This window comes from Flavobacterium amniphilum, assembly GCF_023634845.1.
GTDB classification, from domain to species: domain Bacteria; phylum Bacteroidota; class Bacteroidia; order Flavobacteriales; family Flavobacteriaceae; genus Flavobacterium; species Flavobacterium amniphilum.
The window spans coordinates 1-1,877 of the sequence record NZ_JAMLJL010000044.1; the positions used below are offsets into that span (position 1 = coordinate 1).

Annotated in this window: 2 protein-coding genes; one reads left to right on the top strand and one right to left on the bottom strand. The window is 31.9% G+C overall.

Translation table 11 applies throughout. From position 1 onward, the window contains the following. Window positions 1–643: IS110 family transposase (locus tag NAT51_RS19570; RefSeq protein WP_250601801.1), on the bottom strand; the 643-nt coding region annotated here is incomplete at its 3' end. Window positions 644–1,043: 400 nt separating this feature from the next. Here NAT51_RS19570 and NAT51_RS19575 point away from each other — a divergent pair. Continuing rightward, entirely contained in the window at window positions 1,044–1,640 is a 597-nt protein-coding gene (locus tag NAT51_RS19575; RefSeq protein WP_250601802.1) for an REP-associated tyrosine transposase, read from the top strand. Window positions 1,641–1,877 lie beyond the last annotated feature (237 nt).

Here is a 1,877-nt window from a genome sequence, read left to right on the forward strand (position 1 = left end):
CACCTGGAACACTTTTTATCAACTCAAACTGTTGATTCAACTCAACATGATTTTTAATAATTTCTTTCATTTTTGCCTCAATGAATTTCAATGAATTTTGTAATGCCTGTATTGTTTTAGCATTTACTAATGCAACTACTTTGTAAATTTCTTTCGTGGTAAAAACTTCATTTTCTTTAGATGCTCCAAACAACAAAAGGGATTTCATTACTTTTTCTCTTTCTGTATATAATAATCTTAGCTGTTGTATTTCTTTTTCTGCAATAGCAGAAAGCTGAAGCTTATCAATATTTCTAATACTATACAAGGCAATATCCTTTGCATCTGTCTTATCATTTTTTCCTCTGGTAATACCTTTGGATCTTTTGATCTCAATAGCTGGAACAATACAATAATCAAGATGCTTTTCAGACAAATAAGCACTTAAGGGAAAAGTATAAACACCAGTATTTTCACAACAAAACAAAATCGTAGTTAAATCAATTTTTTTCTTTATCAACGATCTTATAATGGCTTTTACTCCCTTTTGAGTATTATCAACTATAAAATGCTCAACTGAATTTGTGGTTTCAGTACTAATTACAACAACATCCAACTTTAGTTTTGAGATGTCAATACCAACATGGAACAAATACTTTTTCATAACTTTGATTTTAGAAGAATAAAAAATGTTGAACTTCTTTAGAGCCTTTATTAGACCTTGATGTCTATCATTCTATTTGAAGCAATTCAACGGGTTCAAAGGGTTGGCAGAGGACTATTGCGCTATATAAGTAACGAGCTTGGCGGATTTGATAGTTCACCTCTGCTTTCCTTTGAAAAAGATAATCATTTTTTATCTAAGACAAAGTAAAGGCGGATTTGCAATCCGTGCCCGCAAAGAATATAAACTACAACCTTAAAAGTTGTAGTTTTGTTTTTTTATATACACCCCCCCCCCCGCTGCGCAAAGTCTCCGACTTTGAGCAATAAATACATAAAGCTGTAGCAGTAATGTTGTAGCTTTTTTATTAATATTACATTTGAGAAATTATTTACACGCCATGAAAGAAGGATATGTTATAAGAGACCAAGAAAAGGTACATTTTATTACCGCTACAGTGGTAGATTGGATAGATGTTTTTACCAGAAAGAACTATCGGGATTGTATAATAGATTGTTTGGATTTTTGTATTAAAAATAAAGGAATGATTGTTTATGGTTATGTTATTATGAGTAATCATATTCATCTCATTGTACAATCAAAGGAGGGAAAATTGTCAGATTTAGTAAGGGATTTTAAAAAGTTTACTGCCAAAATAATTCTAGACAAAATCCAAACAGAACCTGAAAGTCGCCGGGAATGGATGCTTGAACGGTTCAAAATAGCTACAGAATCTCATGGTCGCAACAAAAAATACCAGTTTTGGCAATATGGGAATCATGCAGAAGAAATTTATTCTGAAAAGTTTATGTGGTCGAAATTAGATTATATCCATTTAAATCCTGTTCGCGCAGGGATTGTTTCTAAAGCTTCAGAGTATGTTTATTCGAGCGCCAGTAATTATATTAATGGAGTTGGGATTGTAAATATTGAATTAATTGAAATTCCAAAAGTTGACGTTTTGAAAGTCTCTTCTTTCGATAAATATATTAGTTAGTAATTGCTCAAAGTCGGGAGACTTTGCCTTTACTTTGAATTTGATAAAAAACTTTAAATTTATTCAAAGGAAAGCAGAGGTGAACTTTAGACTTTGCTGGATTAGAACCATAGTCCTCTGCCTTCTCCTTGAACCCTGTTGAATTGCTTCAAATAGAATGATAGACATAGCGGTCTAATAAAGGCTCTAAAGAAGTTCAACATTTTGTTTATCCTAATCTCAAAGTTATGAAGAATT